General features: G+C 70.6%; 12 protein-coding genes and 1 other RNA gene. 2 read left to right on the top strand and 11 right to left on the bottom strand.

The window, feature by feature from the left end:
* Window positions 1-12: 12 nt before the first annotated feature.
* The 4 genes from glnA to CKW28_RS09005 all read right to left on the bottom strand — a co-directional run bounded on the left by glnA (window position 13) and on the right by CKW28_RS09005 (window position 6006).
* Window positions 13-1353: a type I glutamate--ammonia ligase gene (gene glnA, locus CKW28_RS09020; RefSeq protein WP_003924674.1), complete on the bottom strand. Its 1341-nt coding sequence runs from the start codon at window positions 1351-1353 to the stop codon at window positions 13-15.
* Window positions 1354-1399: 46 nt separating this feature from the next.
* Window positions 1400-2929 carry an alpha/beta hydrolase gene (locus tag CKW28_RS09015; protein WP_040546380.1) on the bottom strand — a complete coding sequence of 510 codons (1530 nt, stop codon included), beginning with the start codon at window positions 2927-2929 and terminating at the stop codon, window positions 1400-1402.
* Window positions 2930-3003: 74 nt separating this feature from the next.
* Window positions 3004-4542, bottom strand: coding sequence for an alpha/beta hydrolase (locus CKW28_RS09010; protein WP_003924672.1), 1539 nt, complete (start codon window positions 4540-4542; stop codon window positions 3004-3006).
* A 72-nt stretch (window positions 4543-4614) separates the two neighbouring features.
* Window positions 4615-6006 carry a WS/DGAT/MGAT family O-acyltransferase gene (locus CKW28_RS09005; protein WP_003924671.1) on the bottom strand — a complete coding sequence of 464 codons (1392 nt, stop codon included), beginning with the start codon at window positions 6004-6006 and terminating at the stop codon, window positions 4615-4617.
* Between the two features lie 157 nt (window positions 6007-6163).
* Between CKW28_RS09005 and panB the strand changes: the two genes are divergently transcribed.
* A complete protein-coding gene (panB, locus tag CKW28_RS09000; RefSeq protein WP_003924670.1) occupies window positions 6164-7030 on the top strand; it encodes a 3-methyl-2-oxobutanoate hydroxymethyltransferase in 867 nt (288 codons plus the stop codon).
* A 12-nt stretch (window positions 7031-7042) separates the two neighbouring features.
* On the opposite strand, the gene CKW28_RS08995 is transcribed toward panB, so the two are convergent.
* Together CKW28_RS08995 and CKW28_RS08990 are read right to left on the bottom strand one after the other, a co-directional pair.
* Window positions 7043-7822 carry an enoyl-CoA hydratase/isomerase family protein gene (locus tag CKW28_RS08995; protein WP_003924669.1) on the bottom strand — a complete coding sequence of 260 codons (780 nt, stop codon included), beginning with the start codon at window positions 7820-7822 and terminating at the stop codon, window positions 7043-7045.
* Between the two features lie 9 nt (window positions 7823-7831).
* Window positions 7832-9676, bottom strand: coding sequence for a fatty acyl-AMP ligase (locus tag CKW28_RS08990; RefSeq protein ID WP_234785047.1), 1845 nt, complete (start codon window positions 9674-9676; stop codon window positions 7832-7834).
* A gap of 155 nt (window positions 9677-9831) precedes the next feature.
* Here CKW28_RS08990 and CKW28_RS08985 point away from each other — a divergent pair, with 155 nt between their 5' ends.
* Window positions 9832-11370 carry a CYTH and CHAD domain-containing protein gene (locus CKW28_RS08985; RefSeq protein WP_003924667.1) on the top strand — a complete coding sequence of 513 codons (1539 nt, stop codon included), beginning with the start codon at window positions 9832-9834 and terminating at the stop codon, window positions 11368-11370.
* Window positions 11371-11381: 11 nt separating this feature from the next.
* On the opposite strand, the gene rnpB is transcribed toward CKW28_RS08985, so the two are convergent.
* The 5 genes from rnpB to CKW28_RS08960 form a co-directional block, all read right to left on the bottom strand.
* Window positions 11382-11793: RNase P RNA component class A (gene rnpB, locus CKW28_RS08980), an RNA gene on the bottom strand.
* Window positions 11794-11856: 63 nt separating this feature from the next.
* Window positions 11857-12807 carry an NAD(P)/FAD-dependent oxidoreductase gene (locus tag CKW28_RS08975; protein WP_040546378.1) on the bottom strand — a complete coding sequence of 317 codons (951 nt, stop codon included), beginning with the start codon at window positions 12805-12807 and terminating at the stop codon, window positions 11857-11859.
* A 45-nt stretch (window positions 12808-12852) separates the two neighbouring features.
* Window positions 12853-13950, bottom strand: coding sequence for a bifunctional RNase H/acid phosphatase (locus CKW28_RS08970; RefSeq protein WP_003924665.1), 1098 nt, complete (start codon window positions 13948-13950; stop codon window positions 12853-12855).
* Window positions 13947-14684, bottom strand: coding sequence for a zinc ribbon domain-containing protein (locus CKW28_RS08965; RefSeq protein WP_040546326.1), 738 nt, complete (start codon window positions 14682-14684; stop codon window positions 13947-13949). Before CKW28_RS08965 ends, CKW28_RS08970 begins: the two co-directional genes overlap by 4 nt.
* Window positions 14681-15817, bottom strand: coding sequence for a Nif3-like dinuclear metal center hexameric protein (locus CKW28_RS08960; RefSeq protein ID WP_003924663.1), 1137 nt, complete (start codon window positions 15815-15817; stop codon window positions 14681-14683). Before CKW28_RS08960 ends, CKW28_RS08965 begins: the two co-directional genes overlap by 4 nt.
* Between the last annotated feature and the right edge of the window lie 38 nt (window positions 15818-15855).

Raw genomic sequence — 15855 nt, 5'->3', positions numbered from 1 at the left:
GGTCACCGCGAGTTACAGCGACAGATAGTTCTTCAGTTCGTAGGGCGTCACGTGGCTGCGGTAGTTCTCCCACTCGGCCCGCTTGTTGCGCAGGAAGAAGTCGAAGACATGCTCGCCCAAGGCCTCCGCGACCAGTTCGGAGCGTTCCATCTCCGCCAGCGCCTGCCCCAGGCTGGACGGCAGTTCCTTGAAGCCCATCGCGCGGCGCTCCTCGGGGGTCAGCGTCCACACGTTGTCCTCGGCCTCCGGTCCGAGCACATAGCCCTTCTCCACCCCGCGCAGACCGGCGGCCAGCAGCACCGCGAACGTCAGGTACGGGTTGCACGCCGAGTCCGGGCTGCGCACCTCGACGCGCCGCGACGACGCCTTGTGCGGCGTGTACATCGGAACCCGCACCAGCGCCGAGCGGTTGGCCGCACCCCAGGACGCCGCGGTCGGGGCCTCACCGCCGTGCACCAGCCGCTTGTAGGAGTTCACCCACTGGTTGGTGACCGCGCTGATCTCGTTGGCGTGCTCAAGGATTCCGGCGATGAACGACTTGGCGACGTCCGACAGCTGCAGCGGGTCGTCGGGGCTGTGGAAGGCGTTGGTGTCGCCCTCGAACAGGCTCATGTGGGTGTGCATGGCCGAACCCGGATGCTCGGCGAACGGTTTGGGCATGAACGACGCCCGCACCCCGTCGGAGATGGCCACCTGCTTGACGACGTAGCGGAACGTCATCACGTTGTCGGCCATCGACAGCGCGTCGGCATAGCGCAGGTCGATCTCCTGCTGGCCGGGCGCACCCTCATGGTGGCTGAACTCCACCGAGATGCCCATCTGTTCGAGCGCCTCGATGGCGTGCCGGCGGAAGTTCGGCGCGGTGTCGTGCACGGACTGATCGAAGTAGCCGCTGGTGTCGGCGGGCACCGGCGGGCTGCCGTCGTGCGGGCCGGGTTTGAGCAGAAAGAACTCGATCTCCGGATGCACGTAGCAGGTGAAACCCTGATCGCCGGCCTTGGCCAGCTGGCGGCGCAGCACGTGCCGCGGATCGGCCCAGGACGGCGACCCGTCGGGCATGGTGATGTCGCAGAACATGCGGGCCGAATAGTGCTTTCCGGAGTCACCGGTCCACGGCAGCACCTGGAAGGTGGACGGGTCGGGACGGGCCACCATGTCGGCCTCGGACACCCGGGCGAACCCTTCGATGGCCGAACCGTCGAAGCCGATCCCCTCCTCGAAGGCGCCTTCGAGCTCGGCGGGCGCGATCGCCACCGACTTCAGAAACCCGAGCACATCGGTGAACCACAACCGGACGAAGCGGATGTCCCGCTCCTCCAGCGAGCGCAGCACGAATTCCTTCTGACGGTCCATCCCGTGAGCGTAGGCAGCCGCTGTTAATTCTGTGTTACGCAGGGGTTCAGCAGGCCAGTCCGTTCGGTGGTGGCACCCCGTCGATCAGGAAGTTCAGCACCGCGGTGTCCACGCACGGGTTCCCGTTGAACACCACGGTGTGCTGGGCGCCGTCGAAGGTGATCAGCGCGGCGTCGAGCTGCCGGGCCAGCGCGAGCCCCGCCTCGTGCGGGGTGGCCGGATCGCGGGTGGTGGACACCACGACCACCTTCCCCGGTCCCGGTGAGGTCGCGGGCGCGGGTGTCGACGTGGGCGGCACCGGCCACATCGCGCAGACGTTGCGCGGCGCGAATCCGGTGAACTCGCCGTAGGACAGGAACGGCGCCACGGCCCGGACCTGCCGGTCGGTCTCGGCCCAGACCGCCGGATCGGTCGGATAGGGCGCGTCGACACACCGGATCGCGGTGAAGGCGTCCTGCTGATTCTGGTAGTGCCCGTTGACGTCCCGGCGCAGGTATTCGTCGGCCAGCAGCAGCAGGTCGACCGGATCGGTGCCGCGCCGCAGCCCGAGCAGCCCACTGGTCAGGTACTTCCAGTACTGGCGCGAGTACAGCGCCTGGACGGTGCCGGTGATCGCGTCCTGATAGCTCAGTCCGCGCGGGTCCGACGTCGGGGCCGGCCGGTGCACCAGCGGGTCGACCAGTTCGTGGTAGCGGGCCACCCACTTGGCGGGATCGGTGCCCAGCGGGCAGTCCGGGGACCGCGCGCAGTCGGCGGCGTACTCGTCGAACGCGGCCTGGAATCCGGCCATCTGGCGGGTGGTGCCGGCCAGCGGGTCCTGGCTGGGGTCGACCGCGCCGTCGAGCACCATGGTCCGCACCCGGTCGGGGAACTGTTCGGCGTAGGCGGCGCCGAGTCTGGTGCCGTAGGAGAAGCCCAGATAGTTGATCTGCTCCTCGCCCAGCGCCGCACGCACCGCGTCCATGTCGCGCGCCGCGTTGGCGGTGCCGAGACCGGCCAGGAAGTCGGCGCCGTTGCGGTCCAGGCAGGATTGCGCGAACCGGCGGTGCAGTTCTTCGATGTGGGCCACCCCGGCCGGGCTGTAGTCGGCCATGGGTTCGCGGCGGTAGGCGTCGAATTCGGCGTCGGTGCGGCACCGCAGCTCCGGCAGGGAGTGGCCGACACCGCGGGGGTCGAATCCGATCAGGTCGAACCGGCTGGTGACGTCGGTGCCGGCCAGCGCGGCGGCCATGCCGGCCACCGTGTTGACCGCCGAACCGCCGGGGCCGCCGGGGTTGACGAACAGCGCGCCGACCTTCGGACCGTCGGCGGGCACCCGGATCACCGCCAGCTGCACCTGCGGCCCGTCCGGTTCGGCCCAGTTGAGCGGCACCGGGAGGTAGCCGCAGCGGGCGGTCGGGAGCGCGGCGGCGTTGGGGATGAACCGGGAGCAGTCCCCCCACACCGGCGCGATCCCGGTGTTCGAGACCGGGGTCTCACCGGGTGTGGCGGACGCCGGCGGGACGAACACGCCGACAAGCAACAGTGCGGCGAGTGCAGCCGCCATCAACCTTCCCACCCGCCACATGGCCCTCATCGTCGCACGGCGCACCGGAGTGGGTCGCGGCTTGTGCCGCACCGGAGATCGGTCGGAAACCGGATGGTGACCTGTCAGCACCGCGCGCCGTCGGCCGGCAGTTCGCCGTCGATGAGGTAGGCGGTGGCGATCTCGTCGATGCAGGCGTCGCCCTGGAACACCACCGTGTGCTGGGTGCCTTCGTAGGTCACCAGCGTGCCGCCGAGCTGGCGGGCCAGGTCGATACCGGCCTGATACGGGGTGGCCGGGTCGTTGGTGGTGGACACCACCAGCACCGGCGGCAGCCCCTCGACCTCGATCTCGTGTGGGGTGCTGGTCGGCGGCACCGGCCAGAAGGCGCAGGTGCCCAGCGGGGCGTGGCCGGTGAACTCGCCGTAGCTCATGAACGGCGCCACCTCACGCAACTGGCGGTCCAGCTCGACGATCTTCTCCCGGTCGGTGACCGCGGGTTTGTCGACGCAGTTGACCGCGATCCGGGCGTCGGTGGAGTTGCTGTAGTGACCGTCCTTGTCGCGTTTCATGTAGACGTCGGCCAGCCGCAACAGGGTGTCGCCGCGGCCCTCCTTCAGCTCGGTCAGGCCCTGGGTCAGCAGCCGCCACAGCTCCGGAGAGTACAGCGTCAGGATGGTGCCGACGATCGCGTCGCTGTAGCTGAGTCCTCGCGGATCAGAGGTCTCGGCCGGCTGCTCGACCAATGGGTCGACCATGCTGCGATACACCTCGACGGCCTTCTCGGGATCGGTGCCCAACGGGCAGTCCGGGTTGGTGGCGCAGTCGGCGGCGTAGTCGTCGAACGCGGTCTGGAACGCCTTGGCCTGCCGGATGTCCGCCTCGATCGGGTCGGCGTTGGGGTCGACCGCGCCGTCGAGGATCATCGCGCGCACCTTGTCCGGGAACTCCTCGGCGTAGGCCGCACCGATCCGGGTGCCGTACGAGTAGCCGAGGTAGGTCAATTCGTCGTCGCCGACGGCCTCGCGGATCAGGTCGAGATCCTTGGCGACGTTGACCGTTCCGACGTTGGCCAGGAACTTCTCACCGGTCTTGTCCAGGCAGCGTTGCACGAACTCCTTGGCCTGGTTCTCGATGTACTCGACCCCTTCGGGCGAGTAGTCGACCTGCGGGTCGGCGCGCAGCCGGTCGTTGTCCTCATCGGAGTTGCACCAAACCGCCGGCGACGAGTTGGCCACCCCGCGCGGATCGAAACCGACGACGTCGAACCGTTCCCGCACCGGCGCCGGGATGGTGGCGAGCATCTGCGCCGCGGCCTCCACACCGGACTCCCCCGGCCCGCCCGGGTTGATCACCAGCGAGCCGATCCGGTCGCCGGTGGCCGGGAACCGGATCAGCGCCAGCCGGGCCGCCTCACCGTCGGGTTCGTCGTAGTCGACCGGCACCGACAGCAGACCGCACTCGGCGCCGGCCAGCACACCGGAGCTCTCACCGGCGCCTCCGGACTGGCACGGCACCCACTCCACCGGTGTTCCGGGCGGCGGCACCGCCACCAGTGCGCGCCCGTCGACGATCTTGCTGCAGCCCGCGACCAGCGCCAGCGCCAGCAGCAGGGCCGCGGCGGGCAGGGCGCGGGACGTCGGCGCCCCGACTCTGAGGTTCATGGCATCACATGCTGCCATGAACCCCGTTCGGCGCCGCCCAGGCGACCCCGGGTGTGGGTCGCCGAACGGCGGTCACCCGACGGTGTCGAGCAGTTCGCGCAGGGCACGCTCGAATCCCTCCGCCAGCTCCCACAGGTCCGGCATCAGCTCCGGGCAGGACACCATCCCGACGTTGAGCCGGCCGGTCAGCGACATCACAGTGATGTTGAGTCCGGAGCCGTGGAAGATCGGGCCGAGCGGGTACATGGCCTTGACCTCGGCGCCCAGGAAGTACAGCGGCACCTGCGGTCCCGGCACGTTCGAGACCACCAGGTTGTGGACGGGTTTGGCCTCGCCCAGCCGGCTGGCGGCGTACACCCGCATCGCGACCCCGAACACCGCCGGCGCCGCGAACTGCGTCCAGTCCTGCAGCAGCGAGGCCGCGATCGCCGAACTGTGCTGTTTGGCAACGGAATTGGCGTTCGCGATGGCGCGCAGCCGCTCGGCCGGGTCTTCGATGGTGGTCTCCAGCCTGGAGAACATGCCCGACACGTGGTTGCGGCCGGGCCGGTCGGTCTTGTCGTGCACCGACACCGGCACCATCGCGATCAGCGGACTGTCCGGCAGCTGATCCCGTTCCAGCAGGTAGGAGCGCAGCGCGCCGGAGGTCAACGCCATCACCACATCGTTGACCTTGACGCCGAAGTGGTCCTTGATCCGCTTGACGTCCTCGAGGTCGAGCTGGGTGAACGCGACGTTGCGCCGGCCGGTGACGTTGGCGTTGAACGGTGTGGACGGCGCCGCGAACGGCCGGGCCATGGTCCGTCCGGCGCGGGCCCGCCGCACGGTGTCCAGCACCGAGTTCGCCGTGGTCGGCAACACGTTCAGCAGTTTGAGCGGCCGGGTGGCGAACCGCACCGCGCCGCTGAGCGCGATCTCGAGATCGGACGCGGTGCCGGCGCCCTGGACGGGTTCGGGTGGCGGCGTGTCGGCTTCGGTGGTGCACACCTGCGACAGCAGGTTGGCGCCGGTCACCCCGTCGACCGCGGCGTGGTGCACCTTGGTCAGCACCACCAACGGCCCGCCACTGCGCGGGTCGGTGCCGTCGATGTTCTCGATCACCCACATCTCCCACAGCGGCCGGGACCGGTCCAGCGGCAGAGCGGCGAGATGCCCGCAGATCTCGGCCAGTTCGGCCGGCCCGCCCGGCGCCGGCAGACCGATGCGGTGCAGGTGACGGTCGACGTCGAAGTCGGCGTCCTCGACCCACACCGGGTGGTCCAGGTTGAACCGGTTGTCGGCCAGCTTCTCCCGGAACTCCGGCATCGCCTTGATCCGCAGCAGCAGCGCCTCGCGCAGCTGGTGGAAGTCGTAGCCGCCGGGGATCGTGGAGGTGTCCAGTTCCAGGATCGAGCAGACGTGTAGGGGCTGGTCAGGTGTCTCCAGGTACAGGAAGCTGGCGTCGAGTCCGCTGAGCCGTTGCATGCCGCGATCGTAGGGCGGCGGCACCCCGGTGTGAGGAAATCCACTCAACTGGAGTTACCGGTCGTCGCGCCACGGTGGCAGACTTGCGGATGTCAGACGAACCCGGGGACCCGGCACGGGCCTCGAGGGTCGACCAGCCCGACGAACAGGGACGATGATGTCTGAGCACTCCGTGTACGGTGCCGCCACCGACGCGAACACCCCGGCGCGGCCCCGTACCCAGCAATCTCGTACGAAGGTCCGCGTACACCATCTGCAGAAGTGGAAGGCCGAGGGCCACAAGTGGGCGATGCTGACCGCCTACGACTACTCCACCGCCCGGATCTTCGACGACGCGCAGATCCCGGTGCTGCTGGTGGGAGATTCCGCCGCCAACGTGGTGTACGGCTACGACACCACCGTGCCGATCTCGGTCGACGAACTGATCCCGCTGGTGCGCGGTGTGGTGCGGGGCGCCCCGCACGCGCTGGTGGTGGCGGATCTGCCGTTCGGCAGCTACGAGTCCGGCGCCCAGCAGGCGTTGGCCAGCGCCACCCGGTTCATGAAGGAGGCCGGCGCGCACGCGATCAAGCTCGAGGGCGGTGAGCGGGTCGCCGAGCAGATCGCGACGCTGACCGCCGCCGGCATCCCGGTGGTGGCGCACATCGGGTTCACCCCGCAGAGCGTCAACACCCTGGGCGGGTTCCGGGTGCAGGGCCGCGGCGAAGCCGGTGAGCAGACCATCCACGATGCGCTGGCGGTGCAGGAGGCCGGCGCCGTGGCGGTGGTCATGGAGATGGTGCCGGCCGAACTGGCCACCCAGATCACCGGGAAGCTGACCATCCCCACCGTGGGGATCGGAGCGGGCCCCAACTGCGACGCGCAGGTGCTGGTGTGGCAGGACATGGCCGGTATGACCGCCGGCAAGACCGCCCGGTTCGTCAAACGGTTCGGTGAGGTCGGCGCCGAACTGGGCCGTGCGGCAGCGCAATTCGCCGAAGAGGTGGCGGCCGGGACGTTCCCGGCCGAGCAGCACTGCTTCTGAGCCTCCCCTGTCTCAGCCGAACGCGGGACGGCGTTTGGCCAGGAACGCGTCGACGCCCTCGCGGCCGTCCGCCGAGTCGGCGAGGCGGGCGATCAGTCGGCCCTCGGCCTCCATCTGCTCCTCCAGCCCGTTGGCGAACGTGGACAGCAGCAGGTTCTTGACCCCGCCGTTGGACCCGCCGGCCGTCTGAGCGAGTTGTTCGGCGAGCTGATCGGCCCGGGCGGCGAGCTGATCGTCGGCCACCACCTCGGTCACCAGTCCCCAGGTGGCCGCCTCCTGCGCGGACAGGGTGCGGTTGGTCAGCATCAATTCCTTGGTCTTGGTGATGCCGATCAGGCGCGGCAGGTAGTACGAGGCGGCGCCGTCGGGGCTCAGCCCCACCCGGGTGTAGGCCATGGTGAACGAGGCGGATTCGGCGGCCAGCACCAGATCACCGGTGACGGCGAGCGAGAACCCGGCCCCGGCGGCGGTGCCGTTGACCGCGGTGATGACAACGGCGTTCATCCGGGCGAATGTGGAGACCGCACGGTGCAGATCGTCGGCGACACCCTTGATGTGACGGCTCCGGTCGGCGGCGTCGGCGAAGTCCTTCAGATCGCCGCCGGCGCTGAAGAACCGGCCCGCACCGGTGAGCACGACCACCTTGGTGGCCGCGTTGTCGCAGCGCCGCGCCGCATCGGCGAGTTCGGCAGTCATGGTGGCGTTCATGCCATTTGCCGCATCCGGCCGGTTCAGCACGATGCGGGTGACGGGTCCGGACTGCTCGAAGGTAAGGGTCTGGTATTCGGTCACCCGGCGACTCTATCGCGCCACCGGTCCGTACTCGCCCGCGAGATACTCGGCACGGCAGGCGCGGCGGGCCAGCTTGCCGCTGGTGGTGCGCGGAATAGCCCCGGCAGCAACGAGTTTGATGTCGTGGATGGGCAGGGCGTGGTAGCGGGAGACCGCGGCGCGGATGGTGTCCCGGATCGGTTCCGGGTCGGCCTTCCCGGCGCCCGGCGCCCGCTCGGCGATGATCACGAGCCGTTCCCGGCCGTCCTCGTCGGGCACCGAGAACGCCGCCACGTAACCCGTCCGCACCTGCTTGGACGCGGCGGCCACCGTGGCCTCCACGTCCTGGGGGTAGTGGTTGCGGCCGTCGACGATGATCATGTCCTTGATCCGGCCGGTGATGTACAGCTCGCCGTCGAGGTACATACCCAGGTCGCCGGTGCGGAACCACAGCGCGTCCTCGGGCACCCCGGTGGCGTGACTGCCGACCTCCAGGCGGGACTGCAGCTTGTTGCCGAACGAGATCTCGGTCTCGCGGGGGCGGCCCCAGTAGCCGCGGCCGACGTTGTCGCCGTGCAGCCAGATCTCACCGACCCGGCCTTCGGGCAGTTCGACCTCGGTCTCCGGGTCGACGATCACCGCCCACTGGCTGCGGGCGACGTGCCCGCACGACACGTGCGGCACCGCGTTGTCGGCGTCGGGTGAGACCTTGACCGCGTATCCGGCGTTGAGCTTCTCCCGGTCCAGGTACACCGCGGTGGCCTTGGCGTCCGGCGGGATGGTGGACACGAACAGGGTCGCCTCGGCCATTCCGTAGGACGGCTTGACGGTGGTGGCCGGCAGCCCGTACGGCGCGAACGCCTCGGTGAACTTGTTGATCGAGTGGATGCTCACCGGTTCCGAACCGTTGATCAGCCCGGCCACGTTGCTCAGGTCCAGCGACTCACCGGCCGGCGGGCGGCCGCGCTGGGCGGCCAGCTCGAACGCGAAGTTCGGGGCTGCGGCGAAGGCCGGGCCGTGCACGGACTCCTCGGCCAGCGCCTTGAGCCAGCGGTACGGCCGGCGCACGAACGACACCGGCGACATCAGCGTGAGATACCCGCCGAACAGCGCCGGGTACATGATCATCAGCAGACCCATGTCGTGGAACAGCGGCAGCCAGCTGACGCTGCGGATGTTCCAGTCCAGCCCCACCGAGAGGATCATCTGCAGCACGTTGGTGCACACCGAACGGTGGGTGATCTCCACCCCGGCCGGGGTCCGGGTCGATCCGGAGGTGTACTGCAGGTAGGCGAGGTCGCTGCTCTTCAGCTGGGCCGGTTTGAACGTGGCCCCCACCGAGTCCGGGATCGCGTCCACCGCGATCATCCGCGGCCGGCGCTCGCGCGGCAGTTTGCGCAGGAACACGCCGGCGGCCTCGGCGGCGGCCGTGGTGGTGAGCACCACCGACGGCAGGGCGTCGGCGAGCACCGCGTCGAGCCGTTCGGCGTGTCCCGGGAGTTCCGGCGCGAACAACGGCACCGCGATGAGCCCGGCGTGAATGGCTGCGAAGAAGCCGACCACATAGTCGACGCCCTGCGGCGCGACGATCGCGACCCGGTCGCCGGGCTTGGTCACCTGCTGCAGCCGCGCGCCGATGGCGTGCAGCCGGACACCGAATTCACGCCAGGTGAGCTCGACCACCCGGCCCCGGTGGTCGTCCTGAAAGTCCAGATAGCGGTAGGCGGGGGTGTCGCCGAGCTCGGCGACGTTGTCCTCGAGGTAAGAGGTCAGGGTGATGCCCTCGGGCATGACGATGTTGCCCGCGGCGTCGAGATAGTCCTCGAGCTTGAACTTGGCCATCCCGGCCGCCGTTGACGCTCTTACTGAACTCATAAGAGCAATCTTAAGAGCACGCCTTAGTTTTATTGACCAGCAGTAGGGGGTGTGGCTGTTTTTCGCTGTTTTCGCCGGCGCACCGCGAGCCGGTCCCGTCGTGGCAGGCTTGGGTGATCAAGGTCGGATTCCGCGGACCGGCAGATGGGGTGATAATGGCCACCGAGTCACCCGAAACCGCCTGTTACCAGGAGGTTGAGCGCAAGTTCGATGCGGGCGACAACGTCACGGCGCCGTCGTTCGATGGTCTGGCCGTGGTGGCCCGGGTGGAGCGGTCTCCGTCGGTTTCGCTGACCGCTGTTTATTTCGACACACTTGCGCATGATCTCGCGGCCCGCCATATCACCCTGCGCCGCCGCACCGGAGGCGCGGACGCGGGCTGGCATCTGAAGCTGCCCGCCGGCCCGGGGACCCGCACCGAGTTGCGCGCCCCGCTGGGCGACGGACAGCCGCCCGGCGAGGTGCCGGCCGCACTGCGGGACACGGTGTCGGCGATCGTGCGGGACCGCCCGCTGGTGTCGGTCGCCCGGATCGACACCCACCGCACCGTGGACCTGCTCTACGGCCGGGACGGCGAGCTGCTGGCCACGTTCTGTGACGACCGGGTGTCCGCGACCCCGATCGGCCCGGCGAGCGACGGGCCGGCCGACGGGGTGCGGCGGCGGTGGCGGGAGTGGGAGCTGGAACTCGCCGACGGCGTCACCGACCGCGCCGTGCTGGACCGGTTGGCCAACCGGCTGCTCGACGCCGGTGCGACGCCGGCCGGGCACGGGTCCAAGCTGGCGCGGGTACTCGCCGCCGGAATCGACGGCCCGGGCCGCGCCGAACCGCCGGCCGATCCGATCCACCGCGCCGTGGCCGAGCAGGTCGAGGAGCTGCTGCGGTGGGATCGCGCGGTGCGCGCGGACGCCGACGACGCGGTCCATCAGATGCGCGTCACCACCCGGAAGCTGCGCAGCCTGTTGCAGTCGGCGCCGTCGGTGTTCGGGCTCACCGACGACGCCGAGGTGCTCGACGAGCTGCGTCAGCTGGCGGGGGTGCTGGGGCTGGCGCGGGACGCCGAGGTGCTCGCCGAGCGCTACGAGCGGGCGCTCGACGCCCTGCCGGACGATCTGGTGCGCGGACCGGTCCGCGAGCAGTTGGTCGGCGGTGCCCGACGGCGGTACCGGACCGGGCACCGCCGGGTGCTCGCAGCGTTGCGGTCCGACCGGTACTTCCGGCTGCTCGACGCGCTGGAGGAGCTGACCCGCGCGGCGCCGGCCACCGGGGACGGGCCCGCCACCGGGTCGGGGGCCGGGCCGGCCGCTGCGGTGACGGCGGCCCACGAACGGGTCCGCAAGGCGGCCAAGGCCGCCGACCGGGCCGCCGGGGACGACGAGCGGGACGAGGCGTTGCACCGGATCCGCAAGGGCGCCAAGCGGTTGCGGTACCTCGCCGCCGCAGCCGGCGCCGCCGAGGTGGCCGACCGGGCGGAGGCGGTGCAGACCCTGCTGGGCGAGCATCAGGACAGTGTGGTCAGCCGCGCCCATCTGATCGCACAGGCCGACGCCGCGCACGCCGCCGGGGCGGACACCTTCACCTACGGTCTGCTGTATCAGCAGGAGGTGGCGCTGGCGCAGCGCTGCCGGGCGCAACTCGACCCGGCGTTGAAGAAGCTGCGCAAGGCGGTGCGCAGATACCGCAAGCGCGGTTGAAAGGCCTGGGGCGGACGAGTCGGCCTGTAAGCCGGATTCTGTACCCCACCACCGCTACCGCGGCGGCGGGGCGGCGACCATCCATCTGGACACTCCGTCACCGGGTGCCTCAAGCGGCCTACCCGCAGGCATCGGGCGAGCAACCCTCGAGCGCCTGCGCCGCCGCACCGAGGTGCGGCGTTCTTGGCCTTGCTTCGGGTGGGGTTTGCCTAGCCATCCCGGTCACCCGGGATGCTGGTGCGCTCTTACCGCACCGTTTCACCCTTACCCCCGCCACGCCCGGAGACGCGACGGTGGCGGTCTGTTCTCTGTGGCACTGTCCCGCGAGTCACCTCGGGTTGCTGTTAGCAACCACCCTGCTCTGTGAAGTCCGGACTTTCCTCGTGCCGTCTTTCGACGACCCGCGGCCGCCCGGCCAACTCGTCCGCGCATATCAACGTAGCGCGTCCGGCGCCGATTCCGCGAACCCCCGGCCGTCAGGCCGCGTCATTCACCGGCATCGTCGCGCCACGGCGGGAACGGCAGGCCGCTGTCCTCGGCGAGCAGGCTCTGCACCGTCGACGTCGCGGCGATGAGCCCGGCCGACATCGCCGCGGCGACCTGCGGCACCTGGGCGCTGACGTCGCCCGCGGCGAAGACCCCGGGCGCGGCGGTCCGGCCCATGCCGTCCACATCGATCGGGTGCTGCGCCAGCGGGGTGGACTCGCCGGACCGCGCCCCGAGCCGGTCGGCCAGATCCGACCGCTGGTGCAGGGTGGTCTCGGCGAGCAGACCGCACCGGTCCAGCCGATCCCCGTCGGCGAACTCGATCCCGCTCAGCTGTCCGTCGGCGCCGATGAGCCGGGCGACCGGCCGCTGGTCGATCCGGACCCCGGCCGCGTTCAGCCGTTCGCACGCCGGGCCGTCCAACTCGCTCGGCCCGTCGGTGAGCAGGACCACGTCATCGCTCCACCCGCGCAGCATCAACGACTCCGCCAAGGCCTTCTCCCCGCGGGCGAGCACCGCCAGCGGTCGGTCGCGCATCTCCCACCCGTCACAGAACGGGCAGTGGAACACCGTCTTCCCCCACAGCTCGGCGACCCCGGGCAGCTCCGGTGGCCGGTATTGCATTCCGGTGGCCAGCAGCAGCCGTCGCGCGCACTCCGACGTCCCGTCGGCCAAGGTCACCCGGTGCCCGTCGGCGGTGCGCTCACCGTCGACCACCTCGGCGCCGTGGCGCACCACCACACCGGGATACGACGCGACTTCGGCGCGGCCGGCGGCGTAGAAGTCGGCGGGCGCGCGGCCGTCCTGCCCGAGCAGCCCGCCGACCTGGCGGGCGGCCAGATTGCTCTGCCGCCCGGCGTCGATCATCAGGGTCTGGCGTTTGGCGCGGCCCAGCACCAGGGTGGCGCTCAATCCGGCCGCGCCGCCGCCGATGACAATGCAGTCCCACATCGCCACAGCGTGCCCGCCACCGGGTTGCGGCAAACCCGCCGAACTCTAGCCGCGCAGATAGTCGGTCTGGTTGACCAACCGCACCGACGCCACACCGTCCGGGTAGAACTCCGCGATGCTCAACGAGGCGAGATCCAGATGCAGCCGGTAGAGCAGGCCCGCGCCGGCGTCGAGGGCAACCCGCAGAACCGATTTGATCGGGGTCACGTGCGAGACCACCAGCACGGTCGACGCACGGTGCTCGGCGATGATGCGGTCGCTCGCCCGGCGGACCCGTTGCGCGACAGCGTCGAAACTCTCCCCGCCGGGCGGTTGCACGCTGGTGTCGCGCAGCCAGCGCCGGTGCAGCTCCGGGTCGCGAGCGGCGGCGTCGGCGAAGGTCAGGCCCTCCCAGGCGCCGAAGTCCGTCTCGATGAGGTCGTCGTCGACGGTGACGTCCAGCCCGAGGGCCTTGGCCGCCGCCGCGGCGGTGTCGTAGGCCCGCTGCAGCGGAGAGCTGATGACCGCGTCGATGCCCCCGCGGGCGGCCAGGTACTGCGCCGCCGCCTCGGCCTGCCGCCGCCCCAGGTCCGTCAGCGCCGGATTCCCGCGCCCGGAATAGCGGCGTTCGCGGGACAATTCGGTCTGACCGTGCCGCAACAGCAGGAACCGGGTCGGTTCACCGCGCGCGCCGGTCCAGCCGGCCGGGTTGGTGCCCGTGCCCCCGTTGCCGGCCTGTTTCCCCGGCTCTGGTTCGCCCTCCGCGGCGGCGTCCATGGCCTCGTTGGCGAGCCGGTCGGCGCGGGAGTTCTCGGCGCGCGGCACCCACCGGTAGCTGACCCGGCCGAACCGGGCGGCCAGCGTCTTGGCCTGTTGCGAAAGCGGTTGCAGGTCAGGATGTTTGACTCGCCACCGGCCGGCCATCTGCTCGACGACGAGCTTGGAGTCCATCCGGACCTCGACCTCGGTGGCGCCCACCCGGGCGGCCTGCTCGAGTCCGGCGATCAGACCCCGGTACTCGGCGACGTTGTTGGTGGCCCGGCCGATCGACTGTTTGGTCTCGGCCAGCACCTCGCCGCTGTCGGCGGAGTACACCACCGCCCCGTATCCGGCCGGCCCCGGGTTGCCGCGGGAGCCGCCGTCCGCCTCGACGATCACCTTCACCGGTTGAATTCCTTGACTCGCAACAGGATCGCGCCGCACTCCGGGCAGCGCAGCACATCGTCCTCGGCGGCCGCGGAGAACCGGGCCAACTCGCCACGGTCGATCTCGATCTGGCAGGCGCCACACCTGCCGCCCTGCAGCGGTCCGGCGCCGACGCCGCCGCGGGTGCGCTGCCGCTCGTAGAGCGCCACCAGCTCGGCGTCGAGTTCGGCGATCAGCTCCTCGCGCCGCGCGGTCCGCTGCTGACGGGTCCGGGCGAGCTCGGCGAGCGCGTCGTCGACGGTCTGCTGCGCGTTCTGCACCTGCTGCTGCAGCTCGTCGACCTCCGCCGAGACCCCGGCCCGTTCGGCGTCGAGTTGTTCGCGACGTTCCATGACGTCCAGCAGCGAATCCTCGAGGCTGCTCTTGCGCCGCTCCAGGGTCTGGAGCTCGTGCTGCAGTTCGGTGAGTTGTTTGGCGTTGACGCCGCCGCCCTCCAGCATGGCGCGGTCGCGTTCCTCGCGACGACGCACCGCCTCGATCTCCGACTCGAGTTTGGCCGCCTCGGCGTCGATGTCCTCCACGGCGATGCCGAGCACCGCCAGCCGGTCGGTGGCCTCCTGATGACGGCGCTGCTGGGCCTCCAGTTCGGCGCGGGCCGGCAGGTTCTTGGTGCGGTGGTCGATCCGCGCCAGTTCGGCGTCGATCTCGGCCAGCTCGAGCAGCAGCCGTTGTTGGTCCACTCCAGCCTTCATGACTCTCTCTCCGTCACGGGTGCGACGTTCCAGGGATCGGTGCGCACGGTGGACACCCGCACCGGCAGGTCGGCCCCGAACCGCGCGCGCAACACCTGCGCCGCCTGCTCACACCAGGGGTATTCGGAGGCCCAGTGCGCGACGTCGACGAGCGCCACCGGCGAGGCGCGCCGGTGCTCGTCGGCGGGATGGTGCCGCAGATCGGAGGTGACGTAGGCCTGCACACCGGCCTTCGCGACGGTGCCGAGCAGCGAGTCCCCCGCTCCCCCGCACACCGCCACCCGCGAGATCGGGGCGTCGGGGTCGCCGGCGGCGCGTACTCCCCACGAGGTGGCGGGCAGCGCCTTTCGCACCCGGGACACGAACGCCGCCAACCGTTCCGGTTCCGGCAGCGAGCAGATTCGGCCCAGCCCGGCCGCACCCGGGACGGGGGCCAGCGCGAAGATGTCGAACGCCGGCTCCTCATAGGGGTGGGCGCTGCGCAACGCCGCCAGCACCGCGGCCCGCACCCGGGCCGGCGCGATCATCTCGACGCGGTCCTCGGCCACCCGTTCGACGGTGCCGACGCTGCCGATCGCCGGCTGCGCGCCGTCGTGCGGCAGGAACTGCCCGGTGCCCGGCACACTCCAGCTGCAGTGCGAGTAGTCGCCGATGCGGCCGGCCCCGGCGGCGAACATCGCCTCACGCACCTTCTCGGCGTCGTCCTGCGGCACGAAGACGACCCATTTGTCCAGATCGGGTCCGGCCGGCACCGGGGAGAGCACCTCCTCGACGGTGAGCCCGAGCGCCTCGGCCAGCGCATCGGAGACGCCGGGATCGGCCGAGTCGGCGTTGGTGTGCGCGGTGAACAGCGCCCGGCCGGTCCGGATCAGATCGTGGATGAGCGCGCCCTTGGGGGTGTCGGCGGCGACCGTGTCCACCCCGCGCAGCAGCAGCGGGTGATGCGCCAGCAGCAGCCCCCGCTCGGGCACCTCGGCGGCGACGGCCGGGGTGGCGTCCACCGCCACGGTCACAGATTCGACTGGTTCGGACGGGTCGCCGCACACCAGCCCGACCGAGTCCCAGTCCTGGGCCAGCTGCGGCGGATAGGCCTCGTCCAGCACCTCGATGATGTCCGCTAACCGAATGGTCACGCCTCGACAGTAGTGGGTCACGACCGAGGCCGGTCGTG

This window comes from Mycolicibacterium thermoresistibile (assembly GCF_900187065.1).
GTDB classification, from domain to species: Bacteria; Actinomycetota; Actinomycetes; order Mycobacteriales; family Mycobacteriaceae; genus Mycobacterium; species Mycobacterium thermoresistibile.
This window is presented reverse-complemented; position numbering and strand designations above follow the sequence as displayed.

What these genes read in the sequence shown, in the direction of transcription:
- glnA (WP_003924674.1), bottom strand. Translation starts at nt 1,353, where the DNA reads ATGGACCGTCAGAAGGAATTCGTGCTGCGCTCGCTGGAGGAGCGGGAC.
- CKW28_RS09015 (WP_040546380.1), bottom strand. Translation starts at nt 2,929, where the DNA reads ATGAGGGCCATGTGGCGGGTGGGAAGGTTGATGGCGGCTGCACTCGCC.
- CKW28_RS09010 (WP_003924672.1), bottom strand. Translation starts at nt 4,542, where the DNA reads ATGAACCTCAGAGTCGGGGCGCCGACGTCCCGCGCCCTGCCCGCCGCG.
- CKW28_RS09005 (WP_003924671.1), bottom strand. Translation starts at nt 6,006, where the DNA reads ATGCAACGGCTCAGCGGACTCGACGCCAGCTTCCTGTACCTGGAGACA.
- panB (WP_003924670.1), top strand. Translation starts at nt 6,164, where the DNA reads ATGTCTGAGCACTCCGTGTACGGTGCCGCCACCGACGCGAACACCCCG.
- CKW28_RS08990 (WP_234785047.1), bottom strand. Translation starts at nt 9,676, where the DNA reads ATGAGTTCAGTAAGAGCGTCAACGGCGGCCGGGATGGCCAAGTTCAAG.
- CKW28_RS08985 (WP_003924667.1), top strand. Translation starts at nt 9,832, where the DNA reads ATGGCCACCGAGTCACCCGAAACCGCCTGTTACCAGGAGGTTGAGCGC.
- CKW28_RS08975 (WP_040546378.1), bottom strand. Translation starts at nt 12,807, where the DNA reads ATGTGGGACTGCATTGTCATCGGCGGCGGCGCGGCCGGATTGAGCGCC.
- CKW28_RS08965 (WP_040546326.1), bottom strand. Translation starts at nt 14,684, where the DNA reads ATGAAGGCTGGAGTGGACCAACAACGGCTGCTGCTCGAGCTGGCCGAG.